Annotated in this window: 26 protein-coding genes and 1 riboswitch; of the genes, 12 read left to right on the top strand and 14 right to left on the bottom strand. The window is 72.8% G+C overall.

Translation table 11 applies throughout. The features are described 5' to 3' along the window. The first annotated feature begins 23 nt into the window (after nt 1–23). The 4 genes from SCATT_RS05790 (at nt 24) to SCATT_RS05775 (ending at nt 3,965) form a co-directional block, all read left to right on the top strand. Nucleotides 24–749, top strand: coding sequence for a lysophospholipid acyltransferase family protein (locus SCATT_RS05790; protein WP_041825022.1), 726 nt, complete (start codon nt 24–26; stop codon nt 747–749). Between the two features lie 117 nt (nt 750–866). After that, entirely contained in the window at nt 867–2,108 is a 1,242-nt protein-coding gene (macS, locus tag SCATT_RS05785; RefSeq protein ID WP_014142007.1) for a MacS family sensor histidine kinase, read from the top strand. A 5-nt stretch (nt 2,109–2,113) separates the two neighbouring features. Continuing rightward, nucleotides 2,114–2,758: a response regulator gene (locus tag SCATT_RS05780; protein WP_042507616.1), complete on the top strand. Its 645-nt coding sequence runs from the start codon at nt 2,114–2,116 to the stop codon at nt 2,756–2,758. Nucleotides 2,759–2,933: 175 nt separating this feature from the next. Then, nucleotides 2,934–3,965, top strand: coding sequence for a 6-phosphofructokinase (locus SCATT_RS05775; protein ID WP_014142005.1), 1,032 nt, complete (start codon nt 2,934–2,936; stop codon nt 3,963–3,965). A 51-nt stretch (nt 3,966–4,016) separates the two neighbouring features. Here the strand turns inward: SCATT_RS05775 and SCATT_RS05770 are convergent, their stop codons facing one another. From SCATT_RS05770 to SCATT_RS05750, 5 genes are all read right to left on the bottom strand, one after another. Continuing rightward, on the bottom strand, nt 4,017–5,936 hold the full coding sequence (locus SCATT_RS05770; RefSeq protein WP_173405682.1) for an anthranilate synthase family protein: 1,920 nt from the start codon (nt 5,934–5,936) through the stop codon (nt 4,017–4,019). A gap of 257 nt (nt 5,937–6,193) precedes the next feature. Then, nucleotides 6,194–6,733: a DUF6879 family protein gene (locus tag SCATT_RS05765; protein WP_014142003.1), complete on the bottom strand. Its 540-nt coding sequence runs from the start codon at nt 6,731–6,733 to the stop codon at nt 6,194–6,196. A 35-nt stretch (nt 6,734–6,768) separates the two neighbouring features. Beyond that, nucleotides 6,769–7,122 (bottom strand): DUF397 domain-containing protein, encoded by a 354-nt coding sequence (locus tag SCATT_RS05760; RefSeq protein WP_014142002.1) that lies wholly within the window; start codon nt 7,120–7,122, stop codon nt 6,769–6,771. A gap of 140 nt (nt 7,123–7,262) precedes the next feature. Then, nucleotides 7,263–7,472, bottom strand: a complete 210-nt coding sequence (locus SCATT_RS05755) for a DUF397 domain-containing protein (RefSeq protein WP_014142001.1) — start codon at nt 7,470–7,472, stop codon at nt 7,263–7,265. After that, on the bottom strand, nt 7,456–8,280 hold the full coding sequence (locus SCATT_RS05750) for a helix-turn-helix domain-containing protein (RefSeq protein WP_014142000.1): 825 nt from the start codon (nt 8,278–8,280) through the stop codon (nt 7,456–7,458). Before SCATT_RS05750 ends, SCATT_RS05755 begins: the two co-directional genes overlap by 17 nt. Before the next feature lie 92 nt (nt 8,281–8,372). On the opposite strand from SCATT_RS05750, the gene SCATT_RS05745 reads away from it, so the two are divergent. Continuing rightward, nucleotides 8,373–8,816, top strand: a complete 444-nt coding sequence (locus tag SCATT_RS05745; protein WP_014627558.1) for an ATP-binding protein — start codon at nt 8,373–8,375, stop codon at nt 8,814–8,816. A 303-nt stretch (nt 8,817–9,119) separates the two neighbouring features. Here SCATT_RS05745 and SCATT_RS05740 read toward each other — a convergent pair whose 3' ends face one another. The 3 genes from SCATT_RS05740 to SCATT_RS05730 all read right to left on the bottom strand — a co-directional run bounded on the left by SCATT_RS05740 (nt 9,120) and on the right by SCATT_RS05730 (nt 10,791). After that, nucleotides 9,120–9,323 (bottom strand): cold-shock protein, encoded by a 204-nt coding sequence (locus SCATT_RS05740; RefSeq protein ID WP_014141998.1) that lies wholly within the window; start codon nt 9,321–9,323, stop codon nt 9,120–9,122. A gap of 109 nt (nt 9,324–9,432) precedes the next feature. Beyond that, the gene (locus tag SCATT_RS05735; RefSeq protein WP_231905040.1) at nt 9,433–10,044 is read right to left on the bottom strand and encodes a hypothetical protein; all 612 of its coding nucleotides are present in this window, start codon (nt 10,042–10,044) and stop codon (nt 9,433–9,435) included. A 186-nt stretch (nt 10,045–10,230) separates the two neighbouring features. Continuing rightward, complete coding sequence (locus SCATT_RS05730) at nt 10,231–10,791, bottom strand: Uma2 family endonuclease (protein WP_014141996.1); 561 nt, start codon at nt 10,789–10,791, stop codon at nt 10,231–10,233. Nucleotides 10,792–10,975: 184 nt separating this feature from the next. Here SCATT_RS05730 and SCATT_RS05725 point away from each other — a divergent pair, with 184 nt between their 5' ends. Together SCATT_RS05725 and SCATT_RS05720 are read left to right on the top strand one after the other, a co-directional pair. Then, a complete protein-coding gene (locus tag SCATT_RS05725) occupies nt 10,976–12,325 on the top strand; it encodes a class II 3-deoxy-7-phosphoheptulonate synthase (protein WP_014141995.1) in 1,350 nt (449 codons plus the stop codon). Between the two features lie 144 nt (nt 12,326–12,469). Beyond that, nucleotides 12,470–12,760: a (2Fe-2S)-binding protein gene (locus SCATT_RS05720; RefSeq protein WP_014627556.1), complete on the top strand. Its 291-nt coding sequence runs from the start codon at nt 12,470–12,472 to the stop codon at nt 12,758–12,760. Nucleotides 12,761–12,776: 16 nt separating this feature from the next. Here the strand turns inward: SCATT_RS05720 and bfr are convergent, their stop codons facing one another. Then, complete coding sequence (bfr, locus tag SCATT_RS05715) at nt 12,777–13,265, bottom strand: bacterioferritin (RefSeq protein ID WP_014141993.1); 489 nt, start codon at nt 13,263–13,265, stop codon at nt 12,777–12,779. A 155-nt stretch (nt 13,266–13,420) separates the two neighbouring features. On the opposite strand from bfr, the gene SCATT_RS05710 reads away from it, so the two are divergent. Next, nucleotides 13,421–14,035, top strand: coding sequence for a sulfite oxidase-like oxidoreductase (locus SCATT_RS05710; RefSeq protein WP_014627555.1), 615 nt, complete (start codon nt 13,421–13,423; stop codon nt 14,033–14,035). A 6-nt stretch (nt 14,036–14,041) separates the two neighbouring features. On the opposite strand, the gene SCATT_RS05705 is transcribed toward SCATT_RS05710, so the two are convergent. The 5 genes from SCATT_RS05705 to thiO form a co-directional block, all read right to left on the bottom strand. Continuing rightward, on the bottom strand, nt 14,042–14,923 hold the full coding sequence (locus tag SCATT_RS05705) for a deoxyribonuclease IV (RefSeq protein WP_014141991.1): 882 nt from the start codon (nt 14,921–14,923) through the stop codon (nt 14,042–14,044). 49 nt (nt 14,924–14,972) lie between these two features. Continuing rightward, entirely contained in the window at nt 14,973–16,883 is a 1,911-nt protein-coding gene (gene pknB, locus SCATT_RS05700) for a Stk1 family PASTA domain-containing Ser/Thr kinase (RefSeq protein ID WP_014141990.1), read from the bottom strand. A gap of 53 nt (nt 16,884–16,936) precedes the next feature. Next, complete coding sequence (locus SCATT_RS05695) at nt 16,937–17,731, bottom strand: thiazole synthase (protein ID WP_014141989.1); 795 nt, start codon at nt 17,729–17,731, stop codon at nt 16,937–16,939. Between the two features lie 3 nt (nt 17,732–17,734). Then, the gene (thiS, locus tag SCATT_RS05690; RefSeq protein ID WP_014141988.1) at nt 17,735–17,953 is read right to left on the bottom strand and encodes a sulfur carrier protein ThiS; all 219 of its coding nucleotides are present in this window, start codon (nt 17,951–17,953) and stop codon (nt 17,735–17,737) included. Continuing rightward, nucleotides 17,950–19,167, bottom strand: a complete 1,218-nt coding sequence (gene thiO, locus SCATT_RS05685) for a glycine oxidase ThiO (RefSeq protein ID WP_014141987.1) — start codon at nt 19,165–19,167, stop codon at nt 17,950–17,952. The genes thiS and thiO overlap by 4 nt, the downstream gene beginning before the upstream one ends. After that, a riboswitch (TPP riboswitch) is annotated at nt 19,164–19,276 on the bottom strand. Its footprint overlaps the gene before it by 4 nt. Before the next feature lie 223 nt (nt 19,277–19,499). Between thiO and SCATT_RS05680 the strand changes: the two genes are divergently transcribed. From SCATT_RS05680 to metF, 4 genes are all read left to right on the top strand, one after another. Then, the gene (locus SCATT_RS05680; RefSeq protein WP_106433162.1) at nt 19,500–20,669 is read left to right on the top strand and encodes an NAD(P)/FAD-dependent oxidoreductase; all 1,170 of its coding nucleotides are present in this window, start codon (nt 19,500–19,502) and stop codon (nt 20,667–20,669) included. A gap of 75 nt (nt 20,670–20,744) precedes the next feature. Next, a complete protein-coding gene (locus tag SCATT_RS05675) occupies nt 20,745–21,110 on the top strand; it encodes an Rv2175c family DNA-binding protein (RefSeq protein WP_014141985.1) in 366 nt (121 codons plus the stop codon). Nucleotides 21,111–21,165: 55 nt separating this feature from the next. Then, nucleotides 21,166–21,840 (top strand): thiamine phosphate synthase, encoded by a 675-nt coding sequence (thiE, locus tag SCATT_RS05670; RefSeq protein WP_014141984.1) that lies wholly within the window; start codon nt 21,166–21,168, stop codon nt 21,838–21,840. A gap of 57 nt (nt 21,841–21,897) precedes the next feature. After that, the gene (gene metF / locus SCATT_RS05665; protein WP_014141983.1) at nt 21,898–22,815 is read left to right on the top strand and encodes a methylenetetrahydrofolate reductase [NAD(P)H]; all 918 of its coding nucleotides are present in this window, start codon (nt 21,898–21,900) and stop codon (nt 22,813–22,815) included. The last annotated feature ends 5 nt before the right edge of the window (nt 22,816–22,820 follow it).

Below are 22,820 nucleotides of genomic sequence, written 5' to 3'. Positions count from 1 at the left end.
GTCTTGGGTTGTTCTACGGCGTGATGAAGCTGACGCTCGGCGGGTCGCTCAAACTCGCCTTCAAGCCCTGGGTCGAGGGGCTGGAGAACATCCCGGCGGAGGGTCCGGCCATCCTGGCCAGCAACCACCTGTCGTTCTCCGACTCGTTCTTCCTGCCCGCCGTGCTCGACCGCAAGGTGACCTTCATCGCCAAGGCCGAGTACTTCACCTCACCCGGCGTCAAGGGCAAGCTCACCGCCGCGTTCTTCAAGGGCGTCGGCCAGCTGCCGGTGGACCGCTCCGGGGCCCGCGGGGCCGGCGAGGCGGCGATCAAGAGCGGCCTCGAAGTCCTCGCCCGCGGCGAGCTGTTCGGCATCTACCCGGAGGGCACCCGCTCCCCGGACGGCCGCCTCTACCGCGGCAAGCCCGGCGGCCTGGCCCGGGTCGCCCTCGCCTCCGGCGCCCCGGTGATCCCGGTCGCCATGATCGACACCGAGAAGATCCAGCCGCCCGGGAAGGTCGTCCCCAAGCTGATGAGCCCGGGCATCCGGATCGGCAAGCCGCTGGACTTCAGCCGCTACCACGGCATGGAGAACGACCGCTTCATCCTGCGCTCGGTGACCGACGAGGTCATGTACGAGATCATGAAGCTCTCCGGCCAGGAGTACGTGGACATCTACGCCACCGCCGCCAAGCGCCAGATCGCCGAGGCCAAGAAGCAGGCCGAGGCCGAGGCCAGGGAAGCCAGGAAGGACCAGGCGGAGCAGTAGGCGGACCGACGGCGGCGGACGGCCGCCGTCCCGTCGGGGGCGGAAGTCCGGGGCGGACGCCCGGGGCGGAGATCCTGCACGGGGGTCCGGGGAGGAAGTTCGGGGGAGGAGAAACCAGTGCCGCGCGCCGCACGGCCATCCAAGGTCGACCGGATATCGGTGGAGCAGCCGCTGTGGCGTGCGCTCACCGCCTACCGGGTGCTCTCGCTCGCCTACGTCGTCGCCCACTACGCCTACACCGACGACCAGTACGCCCGTCCGGGGTGGGCGTGGGCCTACATGGCGGTGCTCACCGGCTGGACGCTGGCCACCACGCCGTGCGTCACCTCCGGCGTCCGCTGCACCCGGCCGTTCCTCCTCGCCGACCTCGCCGTCGGCCTCACCGGCATCCTGCTCACCATCGCCGTGGACACCCACGTCCGGGTGGTGGCCGGCAACCCCACGCTGGTCGGGATCTGGTCGGCCGGGCCGGTGCTCGCCTTCGCCATCAAGGGCGGCTGGCGGTGGGCGGCCGGCGCCTCCGCCGTCGTCGGCGTCGCCAACGTCGTCGAGCGCGGCCAGGTCAGCCAGGGCAACGTGCACAGCATCGTGCTGCTGGTCTTCATCACCGTCGGCATCGGCTACGTGGTCGAACTCGCCCGTGGCAGCGAACGGGTGCTCGCCCGCGCCCTCCAGATCGAGGCGGCCACCCGGGAACGCGAACGGCTCGCCCGGGACATCCACGACAGCGTGCTCCAGGTCCTCGCCATGGTGCAGCGGCGCGGCAGCGAGATCGGCGGCGAGGCGGCCGAACTGGGCCGGATGGCGGGCGAACAGGAGGTCGCGCTGCGCTCCCTGATCACCGGCGGCCCGGTGCCCGCCCCCCGTACCGCGCCCGAGGCGGCCGGGGCGGTGGCGGACGACGCCGGGGACGGCCCCGCGGAGAGCGATCTGCGCACCCTGATCGGCCGTTACGCCGGGGCCCGGGTCACCGTCTCCGCGCCCGCCGAGCCGGTGCTGCTGCCCGGCCACGCCGCCCGCGAGGTGGCCGCCGCCGTCGGCGCCGCGCTGGACAACGTGGCCCGGCACGCCGGGGCCGGCGCCCACGCCTGGATCCTGCTGGAGGCCGAGCCCGACGCCGTCCTGGTCAGCGTCCGCGACGACGGCCCCGGCATCCCCGAGGGCCGGCTGGCCGACGCGGCGCGCGAAGGGCGCCTCGGGGTCGCCCAGTCCATCCGCGGACGCCTGCGCGACCTGGGCGGCAGCGCCGAGGTGACCTCGGTGGCGGGCCAGGGCACCGAGGTGGAACTACGGGTGCCGGTGGCCGGCCGGCCGAGCACGACGAAGGAGGGAGCGGCCCGGTGGCCGACGACAAGGTGACGGTGATGGTGGTCGACGACCACCCGATGTGGCGCGACGCGGTCGCCCGCGACCTGGCCGAGGCCGGGTACGAGGTGGTGGCCACCGCGGGCGACGGCCCCGAGGCGGTACGCCGCGCCCGCGCCGCCGCCCCCCGGGTGCTCGTCCTCGACCTCAACCTGCCCGGCCTGCCCGGCGTCCAGGTCTGCAAGCAACTCGTCGCCGCCGACCCGGCGTTGCGCGTGCTGGTGCTCTCCGCCTCCGGCGAGCACGAGGACGTGCTGGAGGCCGTCAAGTCCGGGGCCACCGGATACCTGCTGAAGTCGGCGGGGCGCGAGGAGCTGATCGACGCGGTGGCCCGCACCGCCGCCGGCGACCCCGTCTTCACCCCCGGGCTGGCCGGGCTGGTCCTCGGCGAATACCGCAGGCTCGCCGCCGCCCCCGCCCCGGCCGAGCCCGACGACCCCGGGGTGCCGCGACTGACCGAACGCGAGACCGAGGTGCTGCGGCTGGTCGCCAAGGGGCTGAGCTACCGCCAGATCGCCGAACGCCTGGTGATCTCCCACCGCACCGTGCAGAACCACGTCCAGAACACCCTGGGCAAGCTGCAACTGCACAACCGCGTCGAACTGGTCCGCTACGCCATCGAGCGCGGCCTGGACGAGGGGTGAACCCCGCCGAACCCTCGGCGGGCACCCCGTACGGGTGAGCCGTGCGCCGCGGGGGCCCCGGAACCGCCGCGAATTCGGCGTTCCGGGCGATCCCGTGTGACCTGGATCACGGCTAGCGTTGCCGGAGTCGGACGTCTGCCAGTGCTGTTCGCGGTGCTGGAGAAGGGAAGATTCCATGCGCGTCGGAGTGCTGACCGGCGGCGGCGACTGCCCCGGTCTCAACGCCGTGATCCGGGCCATGGTCCGCAAGGGCGTACAGAACCACGGGTTCGAGTTCACGGGCTTCCGCGACGGCTGGCGCGGCCCGCTCGAAGGGCTCACCAGGCAACTGGACATCCCCGCGGTCCGCGGCATCCTGCCCCGCGGCGGCACCATCCTCGGCTCCTCCCGCACCAACCCCCTCAAGGCCGAGAACGGGGTCCGCCGGGTCAAGGAGAACCTCGCCAAGTACGAGGTGGACGCCCTCGTCGCGATCGGCGGCGAGGACACCCTGGGGGTGGCCGCCCGGCTGTACGACGAGTACGGCGTCCCCTGCGTCGGCGTACCCAAGACCATCGACAACGACCTGAGCGCCACCGACTACACCTTCGGCTTCGACACCGCGGTCAACATCGCCACCGAGGCCATCGACCGGCTGCACACCACCGCCGAGTCCCACATGCGGGTGCTGGTGGTGGAGGTGATGGGCCGGCACGCCGGATGGATCGCGCTGCACGCCGGGCTCGCGGGCGGCGCCAACGTCATCCTCCTGCCCGAGCAGCGCTTCGACCTCGACCAGGTCTGCGGCTGGGTGGAGTCCCGTTTCCAGGCCAGCTACGCGCCGATCGTGGTGGTCGCCGAGGGCGCCATGCCCAAGGACGGCGACCTGGTGGTCAAGGACGCCGACCAGCTCGACTCCTTCGGCCACGTACGCCTCTCCGGCATCGGCGACTGGCTCGCCAAGGAGATCGAGAAGCGCACCGGCAAGGAGGCCCGCACCACCGTGCTCGGCCACATCCAGCGCGGCGGCACCCCCACCGCCTTCGACCGCTGGCTCGCCACCCGCTTCGGCCTGCACGCCATCGACGCGGTACGGGACCGGGAGTTCGGCACCATGGTCGCGCTGCGCGGCACCGACATCGTCCGGGTACCGCTCACCGAGGCCACCGCCAAGCTCAAGACGGTCGACCCGGCGCTCTACGCCGAGGCGGGCGTCTTCTTCGGCTGACGCCCACGGCCCCCAGGGGCGCGCCGGAACCCCGGCGCGCCCCTTCGCCGTTCACCCCACCGTCACCGCCGCCAGCAGCTCCGCCACGATCGCGGTGCCGTTCAGCGTCAGCACCGACTCCGGGTGGAACTGGACACCGGCGAACCCCGGACCACGCAGCGCGTGCACGTCACCACAGAACGCGTCGCGGCTCAACTCCACGCCGTGCATGCCCAGTTCGGCGGCTACCGCGTCGTCGCAGCGGGCGGTGAAGGTGTTGTAGAAGCCCACCGTCTCCGGCCGCCCGAAGAAGTCCACGCGTTCCTGCGCGCCCTGGAACGGCACGTCCTTGCGGACCACGTCCAACCCCAGCTCGGCGGCGATCAGTTCGTGCCCCAGGCACACCCCGAGCACCCCGCCCGCGCGTTCCCCGGCCGCCGCGCCGCGCAGCAGCTCGGCGGCGAGCGGACGCAGGCCCCGCATCCGCCGGTCGCCCAGGTCACCCGGGTCGCCCGGCCCCGGTCCCAGCACCACCGGACCGGCGTGCGCCACCGCCGCCCGGTACGTCCCCGGCTCGTCGTACCGCCGTACCGTCACCGCCAGCCCCGCCGACCGCAGCAGATGGGCCAGCATCGCGGTGAAGGTATCCTCGGCGTCCACCACGAGCGCGTGCCCCCGGTCCGCCGTGCGCCCCGGCTCCCGCATCCGCAGCCAGAACGGGGCGAGGTTCGCCCGCCGGGCGTCGAGCGCGGCCCGCACCCGGGGATCGGCGGCGAGCCGGCCCGCCGGTCGCGCCCCGCCGTCCGCCGGACCCGGCCGCACCCCGAGCGCCGCCAGCACCCCGGCCGCCTTGGCGTGCGTCTCGGCCACCTCGCCCCACGGATCCGAGTGACGCACCAGCGTCGCCCCCACCGACACCCTCAGCCGCCCGTCCGCGGCGACGTCCGCGGTACGGATCACGATCGGCGAGTCCAGCGTGCGTGCCCCGCCCGCGTCCCGCCCGATCAGCGCCAGCGCCCCCGCGTAGTAACCGCGCCCGCCGCGCTCGTGGCGGGCGATGACCCGGCAGGCGTTCTGCACCGGCGAGCCGGTCACCGTCGCCGCGAACATCGTCTCGCGCAGCACCTCACGCACGTCCAGCGTGCTGCGTCCGCGCAACTCGTACTCGGTGTGCGCCAGATGGGCCATCTCCTTCAGCCGGGGCCCGACCACCTGGCCGCCGAGGTCGCCGACCGCGCACATCATCTTCAGCTCCTCGTCGACCACCATGGTCAGCTCCTCCACCTCCTTCGCGTCGTGCAGGAACGCCAGCAGCCCCTCCGCCGACGGCCCCTCGGCCGGGTAGCGGTACGTCCCGCTGATCGGGTTCATCACCACCGTCCCGCCCGACATCCGCACGTGCGCCTCCGGGCTCGCCCCCACCAGCGTGCGTTCGCCGGTACGCACCACGAACGTCCAGTACGCGCCGCGCTCCCCGGCCAGCAACCGCCCGAACAACGCCAGCGCGTCCGCCGCGCCGAACCCCTCGACCGTCCCCTCGAACGTGCGCCGCACCACGAAGTTGGCGCCCTCGCCGCGCCCGATCTCCTCGGCGACCACCCGCTCCACGATCCGCGCGTACGCCTCGTCGTCCACGTCGAACGCCCCGCCCGACACCCGTACCGGACGCGTCGGAAGCGCCGCCCGCACCTCGTCCAGCGGCAGCTCGTACACCTCCCGCGGACGCAACACCATCAGCGGCGTCCCGTCGTCCCGGGCCTCGAACCCCCGCTCCCGGATCTGCCGGAACGGCACCAGCGCCAGCGCGTCCACCACGCTCCGCCCCGGCGCCCCCTCCGGCAACCCGATCTCCGCCAGCCGCCCGGCCTCCTCCACCGGCCCGACCAGCACCTCCACCACATCCCCCGCCCGCCCCGGCGCCCCCCTGCGCACCACCGCGAACGGCGGACACCCCGGCTCCGTCAACCGGGCGACCACCTCACGAGCGTCCATCCTCTTCGGCACGGCTTCCTGCCTTCCCTCCAGAACAGAGGGGCCGCCCCGCGAAAACACCGAAGGCCGCCCCTCGGGCGGCCTTCGCGTCTGCGTTTCTCGGTACGCGCGATCAGTGGGCCGCCGGATGGACGGTCCACCACCAGGACATGGCAGCATGCGCGTACATGCGGCGTAGCGTAACGCACACCCCTCGCGCCCGCCGCGTTCCGTTCCGCCATGCGGACGGTCGCCCCGGCCGCGCTGGAAACCCGTCGTCACGCCGTGGCCGGTACCCGGGCCCTGAACTCCTCGTACGGCATGGCGTGGTGCCACGCGGCGTCCCGTACCTGACACCACCGCAGGACCTCGGCCGGCTCGGTGACCAACTCGGCGCCGAGGTAGGTGTCGCTCTCGTCGAAGTGGAGTCTCAGACCGAAGCGGGAGTCGAACAGCCAGAAGTCGTCCATGGGCAGGCCCAGTTGCTCGGCCTGGGCACGGAACAGCCCCCGGATGTCTTCCCCGGCCGCGACGTTCGTGGCGGCGCTGTACAGCAGGAACCGCTGCCCGATCGTCGGCGGGTCGTCCACCAGACGCACCCGCTCGACACGCTTGCCCCGGGCGACCTGGGCCCGGATGTTCCGGCACCACGGACGGTCCGGGTCCTCCCCGTCCGCCTCACCGCGCAGGAACCGCTGCCACCCGTCCCCTTCCCGGTCCGAGGCGTAACCCCGTCGCGTTTCGAGACGCCACGCGGTGTGCGCGAAGCCGTCGCCGAAGTAGTGGTCGAAACTCTCGTCGCTGATGAACCGCGGCATCGTCCGTCCAACTCCTTCGGTGCGCTGTCGCGGGGCTACCTGGTGAACTCGCCCTTGGCCACGGCGGTTACGAAGGCGGTGAACGCCTCCGGGGTGAACGTCAGGGCCGGGCCGTCGGGGTCCTTGGAGTCGCGGACGGCGACGGTGGCGGGGAGGGCGGCGACCTCGACGCAGTTGCCGCCGGTGTCGGTGCTGTGGCTGGACTTGTGCCACTGGGCGCCGCCGAGTGCGGCTGCCTCGACGCAGTTGCCGCCGTCGTCCCCGCTGTGGCTGGACTTGCGCCAGCGGGCGCCACCGAGCACCGCCGCTTCGACGCACTGTCCGCCGGTGTCACTGCTGTAGCTCGACTTCCGCCACCGCGCGCCGGTCAGATCGGTATTGCTGGGCATGGCGAACCTCCGTCACGTGGGCCATCGGCGCCTCCGCCGGTGGTCCCAGCGTGCCCAGGGTTCGCGTGCCCGACAAGAACGCCGGTCGGCCACCGGGCGGGGCGCATCGCCGTGGGCGCCCGGTGCCGCCGGATCCGGGGTTACGCGGTGAACTCGCCGTCCGTCACGGCCGAGAGGAAGGCGGTGAACGCTTCCGGGGTGAACGTCAGGGCCGGGCCGTCGGGGTTCTTGGAGTCGCGGACGGCGACGGTAGAAGGGAGGGCGGCGACCTCGACGCAATCGCCGCCGGTGTCGGTGCTGTAGCTGGACTTCCGCCACTGAGCGCTGGTCAGGTCAGGCTTGCTCTGCATAGCGATCCTCCATCACGCGGGCGATCAACTCCGCCGAGTCCTCCACCGAGAGGGCGGCGGCACGCAAATGATCGTAACGGAGCGAACGGCCCTTGACTTCCTGCGGGTTGGCGGTCATGTGGCCGGGCCCGTACGCCTCGTCGTAGACGATGTCCGGGTCCTTCTCAAAGCGCAGAATCTTGAACGAACCGGGAAGTCCCGCGTGGGCGCCTGCCGTGAACGGCATGACCTGGATCTGCACCCAGTCGTGGTCACGGAAGCTCAACAGGTGGGCCAGTTGACCACGCATGGCCTTCGGGCCGCCGATCTGCTGATGCAGCGCCGCCTCGCCGATAACGGCCCAGAAAACGGGCGGCTCCTCCCGGTCGAGGATGCGCTGGCGCTCAAGTCGGGCTGCCACCCGTTCGACCAGCCGCTTCTGCTGCATGACGCCGAGCGTGGCGCGGGCGTACTCAGGCGTCTGCAACAGTCCAGGTACCACCTGAGCTTCGAAGCTGTAGATGTGCGTCGCCTTCGCCTCCAGCTCGGCGTACGGCCGGAACCAACCCGGCAACTGGCTCCGCATCACCAACTCCCACACCCTCATCAACGTCCCGTCCGTCCCGAGGGCCGTGTCGATCCGCTCCGTGAACTCGCGCGTCGGGACCTTCCGCGCCGTTTCGATCTGGCCGATCAGCGAGCCGGTGCAGTAGACCTTGGCGCCCAGTTCGTCGAGGGTGAGTTGGGCCGCGAGGCGGAGGCGGCGGAGTTCGGAGCCGTAGAAGTTGAGTGGGGAGGCACCTGGGTCGAGTTCGCGGATGTTGGGCATGGGACCCCCTTGGCTTCCGTACCCCGCCAACGGTATGGGGGGTTTCGTTCGGCGTGTAGCTCAGCGTAGTCGGCCGGTTGCAGCCTTGTGGGGTGAATCCGATCGCCGCCGAAGTCCTGGGTGACTTCCCTCCGGAGCAGTACCGCATGACCCTGCGTCCCAGCCCGCACATCGTGCGTCATGTGCGGCGGATAGTGGCCATCCTGCTGGAGTTGTGGGGGTTGCCCGAGCTGATCTGCGCCGCCGAGTTGGCGGTCACTGAGGTGGTCGGGAACGCGGTGCGGCACGCGCCGGACGGGCCGTGCCGGGTGCGGGTGGCGCGGCTGCCGGGCGGGGTCCGGGTGGAGGTGGCGGACGGTTCGCCGCAGTTGCCGCGAGCGCGGGTGGCGGGGCCGTTGGACGAGGGCGGGCGCGGGCTGGCCCTGCTCGGCGCGGTCACGCGGGAGTGGGGCGCCGAGCCGGATCCGGACGGTGGCGGCAAGACGGTGTGGTTCGAGCTGGCGGTGGGCCGGGTCAGCCGCGGACGGGGACGGTGAAGCGGTGGCCCGCCCTGGCGCCCTGTCGGCGGGGCCGGCGCCGCATCGGGGGCAACGACGGCATGGTGATCACCGGGCGCGGGACGTCGTGTTCCGCGCTCCGTGCGTGGTGGACCCGCCGTACGACCATGCGGAACAGCGCCACCACGGTCGCCGTGGGTTCCCCCGATGCGGTCGGACCGGTGCGAGTGCCCGGCCGCATCCTGCGCTACGCGCTGGTGAGCTGCGGAAGCCCGAGGTGAACTCGTGCCCGCCGACCGGGCCGCCGTACCAGCTCAAGCTCACGCGGCCCGGCCGGGGAGGTTACAGCGGTCTGATGTTCGCGGCCTGGAGGCCCTTGGGGCCGGACTTCACCTCGTACTCGACCTTCTGGTTCTCCTGAAGGGACTTGAACCCGTCGGTCCTGATCTCCGAGAAGTGGGCGAAGAGGTCTTCGCCGCCGTCGTCGGGGATGATCAGCCCGAAGCCCTTGGCGTCGTTGAACCATCGGACGATGCCTGTTGCCATCTTTGTTGCCCTCAGCTTTCTGCCGTGGCCATGACCGAACCTCAGGCTAATGGTCTCGTCCTGTCGGCGGGGGTCGAATGCCGTGAGCCGTGACGAGCGGCGGTCCGGGTCAGCGGAGCGCCACCCGGACCTGGGCGCGGACCCGGGATGTCAGGTTCGCGCACGCCTGGAGGTCGACGGAGTCGGGGGAGCCGGTCGTGGCGGAGCCGGTCTGCATGACGGTGGCCACGGTGCCGTTGTCACCCCATCCGCAGATGGGGAAGGACACCACCTGGCTTCCCCGGGTCGTGGACAGCACCTCGCAGGCGACCCGCTCGGAGGAATCGGCCGGGGTGAACTCCTTCGCGGCGATGGAGAGCGTGGTGGCCTGGGCGTTGGAGGCGCCGCTCAGCAACTCGTCCCGGTCGTGGACGGGGTCGGCGGTGCGGCCGGAGAGCCCCGTGACGAGCAGTGCCTTCCGGTCCGTTCCGGCGGCGGTGACGTACTCGCCGCCGGCGGCCGTCCGGCTCTGCATGTCGATGCCCTTGGCGCCCGCCTGCTCGGCGAGCGGCCCGCTGAGGTCGCGGGCGCGGACGTACGTGCCGTCCAGCAGGGTCCTGGGCACCGTGAGCTTGTACTGCGGATCCGGTCCCTGCTCGGCGACCTCACGTCGCGCCTCGCCGCGCTCCCCGTAGCTCACCACGCCCACCACGACCGCCGCCGCCACGACGGTCCCGGTCACGATGGCGACCACCTTGCCCGCCTTGTTCCTGGCCGGAGGAGGCGGTGGCGGGGGCGCCCCCCAGGGCGCCGGTGCGCCCGCGTACGGGTTCCCCTGCGGGGACGGCGGTGGCGGTGGCGGCGGTAACGACATGTGCGGACTTCTCCCCAAGATCCCCGGAGCCGGACGGCTCGCCCCATCCTCCCGTCAGAAGCCGGAGGTGTCGATGTCCATTCCGAAGGGCTCGGGGAGCCGGACGGGGGTGCCGAAGGGATGGGGGCCGTCGACCCGGGTGTAGCCGAGTTCGAACGGTGCGGAGAAGACCGTGCAGACGCGCTCCTGTGAGTCGACCAGCAGATAGAGGGGTGCGCCGTACTCGGCGTACCGCTTCCGCTTGACGATCCGGTCGGTGTCCTCGTCGGACGGGGAGGTGCACTCCACGACGAGCAGCGTCTGGTCGGGCAGGACGAGGAACGGGTCGGTGGCGTCGAGTTCCTGGGGGATGACGACGAGGTCGGGGACGTACCAGTTCGCCGAGCCGGGAAGGTCGACGTTGCCGGAGCCGTCGACCCAGCCCATCCGGTCGAGCCGGGGCAGGATCCGCCGACGGATCTCCCGGACGGCCCCCTCGTGGCCCCACGACCGCCACGACGCCCGGAGCGTCCCCTCGACGACCTCGGCCCGCCCGCCCGCGACGTGCTGCACCGCGTACTTCAGCGCGCGCTCCGGGTCGACGTCGTGGTACGGCTTGACGGGCTCTGCGGCCATTCGGACCCTCCTCCGACCGCCACGCTACCGACCCGCACCGGAGCGCCACCGGCCCAAACCGGGTCATCCCGCTCGCGCGGGCGGCGGGCTCACCCGAAGAGGTGATGTCCGGGACGTTGGGAATCTCGTCTCATTACGTGAGCATCGCCCGGGGCGGGGGGTGCGACCCCGTAACCTTGTGTCTGTGACCGTGAACGCTGAAAACACCGCCGGTGGCAACACCTGGCGTCATCTGCCCGCGGCGCAGCAGCCCGAGTGGCCGGATCCCGAGGCTCTGCGCGATGTGATCGCGGAGCTGGAGTCGTATCCGCCGCTCGTCTTCGCCGGTGAGTGCGACCTGCTGCGCGCCCGGATGGGGGCGGTTGCCCGCGGCGAGGCGTTCCTGCTCCAGGGCGGCGACTGCGCCGAGGCGTTCGACGCCGTCTCGGCCGACCAGATCCGCAACAAGCTGAAGACGCTGCTCCAGATGGGCGCGGTGCTGACGTACGCGGCCTCGGTGCCGGTGGTCAAGGTCGGGCGGATCGCCGGCCAGTACAGCAAGCCGCGTTCGAAGCCGACCGAGACCCGCGACGGGGTGACGCTGCCGACGTACCGCGGCGACTCCGTCAACGGCTTCGAGTTCACCGCCGAGGCCCGCACCCCGGACCCGCAGCGGCTCAAGCGGATGTACCACGCCTCGGCCGCCACGCTGAACCTGGTGCGCGCCTTCACCACCGGCGGCTACGCCGACCTGCGCCAGGTGCACGCCTGGAACCAGGATTTCGTGAAGTCCTCGCCGTCCGGCCAGCGCTACGAGGCGCTGGCCCGGGAGATCGACAGCGCGCTCAACTTCATGCACGCGTGCGGCGCGGACCCCGAGGAGTTTAAGACCGTCGAGTTCTACTCCTCGCACGAGGCGCTGATCCTGGACTACGAGTCGGCGCTGACCCGTACCGACTCGCGGACCGGCCGGCTGTACGACGTCTCCGGGCACATGGTGTGGATCGGTGAGCGCACCCGGCAGCTGGACGGGGCGCACCTGGAGTTCGCCTCCCGGATCGCCAACCCGGTCGGGGTCAAGCTGGGGCCGACGTCCACGGTGGACGACGCGCTGACGCTGATCGACCGGCTGGACCCGGAGCGGGAGCCCGGCCGGCTGACGTTCATCACCCGGATGGGCGCCGACAAGGTCCGCGACAAGCTCCCCGAGCTGGTCGAGAAGGTCACCGCCTCCGGGGCGCGGGTGGCCTGGGTCTGCGACCCGATGCACGGCAACACCTTCGAGGCCGCCTCCGGGCACAAGACCCGCCGCTTCGACGACGTGCTCGACGAGGTCAAGGGGTTCTTCGAGGTCCACAAGGGCCTGGGCACCCACCCGGGCGGCATCCACGTGGAGCTGACCGGCGACGACGTCACCGAGTGCGTCGGCGGCGGCGACGAGATCTTCGTGGACGACCTGCACCAGCGCTACGAGACCGCCTGCGACCCGCGGCTCAACCGCAGCCAGTCGCTCGACCTGGCGTTCCTGGTGGCGGAGATGTACCGCGGCCAGTGACCGGCCGGTAACGGCGGAAGGGGCGCGGATCACACCGATCCGCGCCCCTTCGGCGTTCCCCGCCGCTGGTGGGCTGGGTAAGGTTAGGTTAACCTCAGTGACGGCCGACCTGGCCGGGCCCGATACCAGCAAGGGGTGAACCGCGTGTACGTCTGCTCGTGCTTCGGCATCACGGAGGAGCAGGTACGCGAGCACGCGGACTCCGGACGCTGCACCCCGCGCCAGATCGCCTCGGCGTGCAAGGCGGGCACCGACTGCGGCTCGTGCGTGCGCCGCATCCAGGCGCTGCTCGGCCGGGGCGCCGACTGCCTGCCGCGGGAGGCCGCCTCGGCCGCCCCCGCGCTGCCGCCCGCCGCCGCGGCCCGCCTCACCGCCGTCCGCGCCCGGCAGGCCGCCCGCCGCGCCGCCGCCCGCGTGGCGGCACCGGTCGCCTGAGCCCGGCCCGGAGGGGTCAGTCCCCGTCCGAGCTGGGCTGTTCGATCTGCTGGGCGAGGTAGAGCGCCTCACCGAGCTTGTCCACCAGCTCCAGCTGGGTGTCCAGGTAGTCGATGTGGTGTTCCTCGTCGGCGAGGATGGACTCGAAGATGTTGGCCGAGGTGATGTCGTCCTTGGCGCGCATCACGTCGATCCCGCGCCGCAGGCGGTCGATGGCCTCGACCTCGATCTGGCGGTCGGCCTGGAACATCTCGGTGACCGTCTGGCCCACGCGGACGTGGAAGAGGCGCTGGTAGTTGGGGAGCGCATCCAGGAAGATGATCCGGTCCGTGAGGACCTCGGCGTGCCGCATCTCGTCGAACGACTCGGCCCGGGTGTACCTGGCCAGCTTGTACCAGCCGTTGTTCTCCTGAAGCTTCGCGTGCAGGAAGTACTGGTTGATCGCGGTCAGTTCCGCGGTGAGCTGCTCGTTGAGGAACTCGATGACCTCGGGGTCGCCCTGCATGGCAACAGCCGCCCTTCTGGGGAAGCCCGACATGTGACGCGCATCCTCGCACCGCGGACCGGGCCGATCCAGTATGTACACGTCCGGGTGCGTTGCGCCCGGAATCATAGCCGCCCTGGTCAAAAGCATGCCGTCCGGTCTGTCACCATGGAGTCATGGGTCAGTCGGAACGCCACGAAGGAGAGCTTCCTCCGGGGCAGCGCCTTCAGCGCGGCTGGCCGGTGCTGCACTACGGACCGGTGCCCAAGTTCCGCCCCGACCGCTGGGAGTTCCGGGTCTTCGGGGCCACCGCCGACGGCGACAAGCACTGCTGGAACCACGAGGAGTTCTCCGCGCTGCCGCACACCACGGTCGTCGGCGACTTCCACTGCGTCACCAAGTTCTCCATGCTCGGCGTCGAGTGGGGCGGCATCTCCACCTCGACCCTCCTGGCCCTGGCCCCGCCCGCGCCCGAGGTCACCCATGTGATGGTGTGGGCCGAGTACGGCTTCAGCGCCAACCTGCGGATCGCCGACTTCGCCGACGACAACGCCGTCTTCGCCACCCACTGCCGCGGTGAGCTGCTCACCGCCGAGCACGGCTTCCCGGTACGGCTGATCGTGCCGCACCTGTACGCCTGGAAGGGGCCGAAGTGGGTGCGCGGCGTGGAGTACATGGTGGCCGACCGCCGCGGCTTCTGGGAGGAACGCGGCTACCACAACATCGGCGACCCCTGGCGCGAGCAGCGCTACTCCTACCAGGAGGAACCGGGCGACGGCCCGGAACTCTAGCCTCGTTCACCGCAACGCCTTCAGCCGGGAGATGTCCACCGCGTCCTGCTCCTTCGCCCCCGGGGTCTCGATGACCAGCGGGACGCCCTCGGTGGCCGGGTGGGTGAAGAAGTCCCGGAAGGGCTCGACGCCGATGTGACCGGCGCCGATGTTCTCGTGGCGGTCCTTGTGGGCGCCGGCGACGTCCTTGGAGTCGTTGGCGTGGATCAGCTTCAGCCGGCCCGGACCGCACACCTCCACCAGCTCGTCCAGGAGCGCCTTGGTGCCGCCCGGCGCCGTCAGGTCGTGGCCGGCCGCGAAGGCGTGGCAGGTGTCCAGGCAGACCCCGAGCCGGGGGTGGTGGTCGAGGGCGTCGAAGTAGGGGCCGAGGTCGGCCATGAGGGAGCACAGCGAGGCGCCCTGGCCCGCGGTGGGCTCCAGCAGCAGCCACGGGTCGTCGTCGTGGGTCAGCTCGTCCAGCAGCGGCAGCACGTGCTCGCGCACCTGCGCCAGCGCCACCTCACGCGTCCGCCCTCCGGTGGCCGAACCGGTGTGGACCACCACCCCGCGCGCCCCGATCGCCCGGCCGCGGCGCAGCGAGTGCCGCAGCGAGGCCACCGACCTGGTGACCGTCTCCGCGGTGTGCGAACCGAAGTTGATCAGATAAGGCGCGTGGACGTACGCCGAAACGCCCTCGGCCGCGCACCCCTCGCGGAACGCGGCGTCCTGGGCCGGGACCCCCTCGGTGGTGGCCCAGCCGCGCGGGTTGGCCACGAAGACCTGGACCACCTCGGCGCCGACCGCCCGCGCGTACGGCAGCCCGCCCGCCGCCAGCCCCCGGGAGACGGGGACGTGGGCACCGACGGGGTTGCGCGGAACGAGGCCGGCGGGGGAGGAGGTGAGGCTCACCGTTCCAGGATGTCATGGCCGCGGACGGTGCCCGCCGGGCCGTCCGCGCTCACCGGGCCCACAGCGTGATCGTGGTGTTCTTCGGCTGCGTCGAACCGCCACCCGGCGACTGGTTGAACACCTTGCCGGTGAAGAACACCTGGATCACCGAGACCTTGAACCCCGCCTGCTGGAGGATCCTGGTGGCCTCGTCCACGTCCTTGCCGGTGACGTCGGGCACCTTGAACAGCTGCTGCCCCTTGGAGACGGTCAGCGTGACGGTGTCGCCGGCCGCCGCCTGGGTGCCGTGGCCGGGGGACTGCTGGGCCACCGAGTCCTTGGGCACCGCGTCGGAGTAGACCGGGGTGCCGGAGACCTCCACCTTCAGCCCGGCCCCGGTCAGCGCCTGCTCGGCGTCGGAGACCGTCTTCCCGGTCACGTCCGGCACCGGCACCGGCCGGCCCTTGCTGACCGTGAACGCCACCGCGTCCCCGGACTTGCGCGCGGTGCCCTTGGCCGGGTCGGTGGAGATCACCGAGCCGGCCGGAACGGAGTCGCTGAACGCCTTGGCCACCGTGCCCGGGGTGAGCCCGGCGCCGGAGATCCGGTCCCGGGCGGCGTCCAGCGGCTGCCCGGTGACGTCCGGCACCGCGACCCGGTGCGGGCCCCGGGAGACCACCACCCGTACCGTGCCGTTGCCCCGGATCCGGGCGCCCGGCCCGGGGTCGGTGGAGACCACCCGGCCCTTGGCCACCGTCTCGCTCCAGGCCTCGCCGAAGCTCACCCCCAGCCCGGCCGCCCGCAGCCGCTTGCCCGCCTCGTCCTGCGTCAGCGCCAGCACCGGCGGCACCGAGGTGAACTGGCCCGAGCCGACGTACCAGACCACCGCCCCGCCGCACACCAGCACCGCCAGCGCGACCAGCAGCGCGATCAACCCGCGCCGGGAGGGACGGCGCACCGCCGGGGCCACCGTCTCCTCGCGCACCAGATCCGGCGGCACCTGGAAGCGGGCGGTGCGGTCCACCGCCCCCTCGGCCGGGCCGCCGCCGGGCCGGGGCACCACGGCGGTACGGTCCTCGGCGCCCGGCGCCAGCGGCGTGCGGGCGGTCGGCGGCACCGCGTCGAGCTGCTCGCCGGTGAGCCCGGCCCGTACCTGCCGCACCAGGGCCAGCAGCGCGACGGCGTCCGCCGGACGTTCACCGGGGTCCCGGGCGGCGGCCCGCGCCACCAGGTCGTCCAGGCCCGGCGCCAGCCCGGGGGCGGCCGCCGAGGGCGCCGGGACGTCCTCGTTGAGGTGCTGGTAGAGCACGGCACCCGGGGTGGCGCCGGAACGCGCCTTGGCCCCGGTGAGCATCTCGTAGAGCAGCACCCCGCACGCGTAGACGTCGGTGCGCTGGTCAGCCGAGCCGTCCTCGATCTGCTCCGGGGCCAGGTACGACACCGTGCCCAGCACCGAACCGCTGGTCGCCGTGGTCTCGTTGCCGACCGCGCGCACCAGCCCGAAGTCGGCGACCTTGACCCGGCCGTCCGACCCGATCAGCACGTTCTCCGGCTTCATGTCCCGGTGCACCAGACCGGAACGGTGGGCCGCGCCCAGCGCCGCCGCGATCGGCTCCAGCACGTCGAGCGCGGCCCGCGGGGTGAGCGCCCCCTGCTCCCGCAGCACGTCCCGCAGCGTGCACCCGGCCACGTACTCCATCGCCAGGTAGCCGTAGTCGCCGTCGGTGCCCTGGTCGTAGACGCCCACCACGTTGGGGTGGTCCAGCCGCGCGACCGACTTGGCCTCCCGGATGAAACGCTCGACGAAGGCCGCGTCGGCGGCGAGCGAGGGGTGCATCACCTTCACCGCGAGCACCCGGTCCAGCCGGGTGTCCACGGCCCGGTAGACGGTGGCCATCCCGCCCACCGCGATCCGCGCCTCGATCCGGTACCGGCCGTCGAGCGCCCGGCCGATCAGCGGGTCGCGCAGGGTCGTATCCACGACAGGTCAGTCTACGAGCCGCGACGGCCGGGACCGACCGCCGCGGCCCCAGGTCAGAACGCCGGGCGCTCCGGGTCGAAGGCGGCGACCCCGTCCACCGGTGAGGAGGCCAGGGCGTGGTGGCGGCGGGGGATGCGGCCGGCGCGGTGGGCGAGCCGGCCGGCCTCCACCGCGTGCCGCATCGCCTCGGCCATCAGCACCGGACGCTGCGCCCGGGTCACCGCCGAGGCCAGCAGCACCGCCGCGCACCCCAGCTCCATGGCGAACGCCGCGTCCGAGGCGGTCCCGGCCCCCGCGTCCATGATCACCGGCACCTGGGCGCGCTCGGTGATGAGCTGGAAGTTGTGCGGGTTGCGGATCCCCAGCCCGGAACCGATCGGCGAGCCCAGCGGCATCACCGCGGCGCACCCCACGTCCTCCAGCTTGCGGGCGAGCACCGGGTCGTCGTTGGTGTACGGCAGCACGGTGAAGCCGTCGTCCACCAACGTCTCGGCGGCGTCGAGGAGTTCGACCGGGTCGGGCAGCAGCGTGCGCTCGTCGGCCACCACCTCCAGCTTGACCCAGTCGGTGCCCAGCGCCTCCCGGGCCAGCCGGGCGGTGAGCACCGCCTCGCCCGCGGTGAAACACCCCGCGGTGTTGGGCAGCACCCGGATGCCGTGCCGGTCCAGCACCGAGAGCACCGAGCCCTTGACGGCCGGGTCGAGGCGGCGCATGGCCACCGTGGTCAGCTCGGTGCCGGAGGCGAGCAGCGCCTGCTCCAGCGTCTCCAGGCTGGGAGCACCGCCGGTGCCCATGATCAGCCGGGACGAGAAGGTGGTACCGGCGATGACGAGCGGGTCGTCGGCCATCGGTCAGCCTCCCTGGACTGCGGTGAGGACCTCGACGCGGTCGCCGTCGCCGAGCGGGGTGGAGCTCCACGCGCCCCGGGGCACCACCGTCTCGTTGACGGCGGCGGCCACCCCGGAGTGGGCGGTGGTCAAGGTGGCGACGAGCCGGTCGAGGGTGAGGTCCGCCGGGACCTCGCGGGACTCGCCGTTGAGCGAGACGGTCACCATGGACGGGACGGTCATGCGGACGACACCTCGCTGCGTGCGGTGGTGGTGGCGGAAGCGGAAGAGGACGGGCCGGCGAAGCGGCGGGGCGAGAACGGGCGGGCGGCGTCCGGCAGTTCGCCGGTGGTGAGCACCTCGGCCATCACGTCCCCGGTCACCGGGGTCAGCAGCACCCCGTTGCGGTGGTGGCCGGTGGCCAGCAGCAGCCCGGGCAGCTCGGTGGGGCCGAGGACGGGCGCGTTGTCCGGCGAGCCGGGCCGCAGCCCCGCGATCGTCTCGGTCAGCGCCAGCTCGGTGACCCCGGGCACCAGTTCGTGGGCGTCGCGCAGCAGCTCGTACACGCCGCCCGCGGTGACCGTGGTGTCCCACCCCAGTTCCTCGCTGGTGGCCCCGATCACCAGCTCCCCGTTCTCCCGGGGCACCAGGTAGACGTGGCCGCCGCGCACCACGGCGCGGACGGTGCGGGACAGGAACGGGGTGGCCCCCGGCGGCATCCGCAGCCGCAGCACCTGGCCCTTGACCGGGCGCACCGGCGGCAGCACGTGCTCGGGCACCCCGGCGACGGTGCCGCTCCAGCTCCCCGCGGCGAGCACGGTGCGGCCGGCCGCCACGAACGTGCCGTCGGAGAGCACCGCGCCCACCGCCCGGTCGCCGGCCACCTCGATCCGGGCGGCCTCGGCACGGTGCAGGACCACCCCGGCCAGCTCGGCGGCGCGCAGCAGGGCGGCGGCGAGCCGGCGCGGATCGGTCTGGTGGTCGCCGTCCACCCGCAGGCCGCCGCGGACCGCGGGGGAGAGCATCGGTTCCAGACGCCGGCACTCCCGGCCGCTGAGCCACTGCGCGCTCAGCCCCAACGACCCCTGGAACGCGTGGAGTTCACGAAGCTGCGCCCGGTCGTCGGCGTCCAGCGCGACCGCCAGCGTGCCGCACTCCCGGTAGCCGATGTCCGCCCCGGTGGCCTCGGCCAGCTCGGCGGCGAACGACGGATACCGCCGCGCCGAGGCCAGGTTGAACTCCAGCAGCGTCTGCTCGCCGTACTGGAGCTCGGTCACCGGGGCCAGCATGCCGGCCGCCACCCGGGCGGCGCCCCGGCCGGGCGCCGGATCGGCCACCGCCGTCCGCAGCCCGCGCTGGGCCGCCCGCCAGGCGGTGACCAGGCCGATGATGCCGCCGCCGACCACGAGCACGTCATGGCTGTGCCCCGGTCGCGGCGGACGCGTGGACGGATACATGGATATCCCGCTCCTCCCTTCGCCGGCATGACCCGGATCAGGTTCTACGGTCGGCGGCCGGCCAGCCGCCCTCTCAGCCCGGTGCGTCCGGGCTCCCGCGAGTGCAATACGGCAGCCACTGTATTACGCGCCGGGCGCCCCGGTTAAGGGCGGGGACGGACGGCCCCGCGCGCCGCCCCGCGGCGATCTTGGTGTGACGGTGTGTCAGACATCTCGCCGCGTACGACTGCGACCCCGGGGCCCGACGGGTTTACGGTGATCGCGTGAGCGAGGACGAGACTGTCGTGACCGAGGACGGGAACGTGGCGCGGGTCGTGGTGGCCGGCGCCGGGATGGCCGGGGTGCAGACCGCGATCTGCCTGCGCGACCAGGGCTTCCCCGGCGAGATCATCCTGCTGGGCGCCGAACCCCACCAGCCGTACGACCGGCCGCCGCTGTCCAAGGCCGTCCTGCTCGGCGCCGCCGACGGCTCGGCGTTCGAGGTGGACTTCGCCGGCCTCCGCGTCGACCTGCGGCTCGGCTCGCGCGCCGAGGCGCTGCGCCCCGCCGAGCGCGAGGTGATCACCTCGGACGGCCCGCTGCCCTACGACCGGCTGGTGATCGCCACCGGCGCCGAACCGGTCACCCTGCCGGGCTCGGCCGGCCTGCCCGGCGTCCACCTGCTGCGCACCCTGGACGACGCCAACGCGCTGCGCCCGGTGCTCGCCGCCCGCCACGAGGTGGTGGTGGTCGGCGCGGGCTGGATCGGCGCCGAGTTCGCCACCGCGGCCCGCGAGTCCGGGTGCCCGGTCACCGTGGTGGAGGCCGCCGACCACCCGCTGGCCGGGGTGCTGCCGCCGGAGATCGCCGAGCCGATGCGCGGCTGGTACGAGGCGGCCGGGGCACGGCTGCTGACCGGCACCGCGGTCGCCGCCGTCGAGCCCGGCTCGGTGGTCCTCTCCGACGGCACCCGGCTGACCGCCGGCGCCGTGGTCGTCGGCATCGGCGCCCACCCGGCCACCGGCTGGCTGGCCGGCTCCGGCATCGCGCTCGACGAGCACCACGCGGTCCGCGCCGACGACCGCCTGCGCACCTCGCTCCCCGGGATCTACGCGGTCGGCGACTGCGCCTCGTTCCCCTCCGCCCGGTACGGCGAACGGCTGCTGATCCACCACTGGGACAACGCCGTCCAGGGCCCCCGGGTGGCCGCCGCCAACCTGCTGGGCGGCGACGAGGTCTACGACCCGGTGCCGTACTTCTGGTCCGAGCAGTTCGGCCGCTTCGTGCAGTACGCCGGCCACCACACCGCCGCCGACCGCATGGTGCTGCGCGGCGAACCCGGCGGCCCCGCCTGGTCGGTCTGCTGGCTGCGCGACGGCGCCCTGGCCGCCCTGCTCGCCGTCGGCCGCCCCCGCGACCTCGCCCAGGGCCGCAAACTCATCGAGCGCGGCGCGCTGCTGGACGAGACGGCGGTACGGGACGCGGCGGTGCCGCTGAAGAACGCGGTGCGCGAGGCTGCGTAGCCGTACGGCGTACGCCGTCGCCCGGGCGGACGGGTCCGGGTACCGGTTGTCGGTGCGGGATGGCAGGCTTGTCGTGTGACCGAGATCGACAACAAGATTGACGCCCTCGTACCCGCCTGGCTCAACCTCCCCGAGGTCGCCGAGCGGCTCGGCGTCGAGGTGACCCGTGTTCGTTCGCTCATCAAGGAGGGCCAGCTCATCGCGGTCCGCCGCGGGGAGAACCGGGTCCTGATGGTGCCCGCGGACTTCATCGGGGACGGCAAGGTGGTCAAGGGCGTCCCCGGCACCCTCACCCTCCTGCGGGACGACGGCTTCACCGACGAAGAGGCCCTGGAGTGGCTCTTCACCCCCGACCCGACCCTGCCCGGCACCCCCGCCCAGGCGCTGCGGGAGAATCGCGGCACCGAGGTCAAGCGGCGCGCCCAGGCGCTCGCCGTCTGACCCGCGCCGCACCGGCAGACCCAGCAGCCACCACCCCGGGGGAGCGCCCACCGCCATGAGCACCGCCACCGCCGCCGACCGGCGCGCCAGGCTCGCCGACGCCCGGCTCTACCTGTGCACCGACGCCCGCAAGCGCCAGGGCGACCTCGCCGAATTCCTCGACGCGGTCCTCGCCTCCGGCGTCGACGTCGTGCAACTGCGCGACAAGGGCATGGAGGCCCGCGAGGAGCTGGAGCACCTGGCGGTCTTCGCCGACGCCTGCCGACGGCACGGCAAGCTGCTGGCGGTCAACGACCGCGCCGACGTCGCCCACGCGGCCGGCGCGGACGTGCTCCACCTCGGCCAGGGCGACCTGCCGGTGCCGGCCGCCCGCGCCCTCCTCGGCGACGAGGTGCTCATCGGGCGCTCCACCCACGCCGAGTCCGAGGCGGCGGCAGCCGCCGCCGAGCCCGGTGCCGACTACTTCTGCACCGGGCCGGTGTGGCCCACCCCGACCAAACCCGGCCGCCACGCGCCGGGGCTGCCGCTGGTGGAGTACGCCGCCGGGCTCGGCACCGCCCGCCCCTGGTTCGCCATCGGCGGCATCGGCCTGGACAACGTCGAGCAGGTGCTGGCGGCCGGCGCTCGGCGGATCGTCGTCGTCCGGGCGATAACCGAGGCCGACGACCCGGCCGACGCCGCCGCCCGGCTCGCCAAGATCGTCCGAGGGGCGGACGGGAACCCGGCATAACGCGTATATGGCATTGCAGGTTATGGGCGCCCCGGATGGCCGGATAGCCTGACCCGTATGGCCCTTGGAACCCCTTCCACCAGGACCGATCGCGCGGTCACCATCCGGGAGCTGCTCGCTTCCGGCGAGCGCTCGTACTCCTTCGAATTCGCCGCCCCGAAGACCGAGAAGGGCGAGCGGACGCTGTGGAACGCCATCCGCCGCATCGAGGCGGTCAACCCGACGTTCGTCTCGGTGACCTACGGCGCCGGCGGCTCCTCCCGCGAAGGCACCGTACGCGCCACCGACCGCATCGTCTCCGACACCACGCTGACCCCCTGCGCCCACCTGACCGCCGTCAACCACTCGGTGGCCGAGCTGCGCAACATCATCGGGCAGTACGCGGACGCCGGAATCCGCAACATGCTCGCGGTGCGCGGCGACCCGCCCGGCGACCCGCTGGGCGAGTGGGTGCCCCATCCGCGCGGGCTGCGGTACGCCGCCGAACTCGTCGAACTGATCAAGGAGTCCGGCGACTTCTGCGTCGGCGTCGCCGCCTTCACCGAGATGCACCCGCGCTCCACCGACGTGGAGACCGACACCCGGCACTTCGTGGCCAAGTGCCGGGCCGGCGCCGACTTCGCCATCACCCAGATGTTCTTCGACGCCGACGACTACCTGCGGCTGCGGGACCGGGTGGCCGCGGCCGGCTGCGACACGCCGATCATCCCGGAGATCATGCCGGTCACCAACGTCCGGCAGATCGAGCGGTTCTCGCAGCTCGGCAACGCCCCGTTCCCGCCCGCGCTCGCCGAGCGCATCCTCGCGGTGCAGGACGACCCGGCGGCCGTACGGGCCATCGGCATCGAGTTCGCCACCGAGATGTGCCGCAAGCTGATGGCCGAGGAGATCCCGGGGCTCCACTTCATTACGCTGAACCACTCCACGGCTTCACTGGAAATCTACGAGAACCTGGGCCTGCACCGTAGGCCGTGACGGGC

It is taken from the genome of Streptantibioticus cattleyicolor NRRL 8057 = DSM 46488 (assembly GCF_000240165.1).
Taxonomy (GTDB): domain Bacteria; phylum Actinomycetota; class Actinomycetes; order Streptomycetales; family Streptomycetaceae; genus Streptantibioticus; species Streptantibioticus cattleyicolor.
Note: the sequence above shows the minus strand (reverse complement) of the source record. Positions and strands in the feature narration are given on the sequence as shown.